This window comes from Janthinobacterium lividum, from assembly GCF_011601275.1.
Taxonomy (GTDB): Bacteria; Pseudomonadota; Gammaproteobacteria; order Burkholderiales; family Burkholderiaceae_D; genus Janthinobacterium; species Janthinobacterium lividum_E.
The window spans coordinates 1-447 of sequence record NZ_JAAOLY010000060.1; the positions used below are offsets into that span (position 1 = coordinate 1).

A 447-nucleotide genomic window follows, 5' to 3' on the forward strand; every position below is an offset into this window, starting at 1 on the left:
CCTTGCCGCAGCACGGCATGGATTACTGGCCGAAGAATGCCAAGATCATCCAGATCGACGCGGACAACAAGATGCTGGGCCTGGTCAAGAAAATTTCCGTCGGTATCTGCGGCGACGCCAAGGCGGCTGCGAAAGCCATCCTGGTTCGCCTGGACGGCAAGGCCCTCGATTGCGATGCGACGCGCGACGAGCGCTATGCCACCGTGCAAGCCGAGAAGGCCGCGTGGGAAGAGGAGCTGACCAACTGGACGCACGAAAAAGATGCGTACAGCCTGGACATGATCGAAGAGCAAAAGAAAGAGCCGGGCAATTACCTGCATCCGCGCCAGGTCTTGCGCGAGCTGGAAAAAGCCATGCCGGAAGACGTGATGGTGTCGACCGACATCGGCAACATCAACTCGGTGGCGAACAGCTATCTGCGCTTTGAAAAGCCGCGCAGCTTCTTTG

The 447-nt window shown here is 58.6% G+C and carries 1 pseudogene; it reads left to right on the forward strand.

The annotated features are described in order from the left end of the window. Positions 1-447: pseudogene (locus GYK42_RS28860) on the forward strand (sulfoacetaldehyde acetyltransferase); the annotation flags it as partial.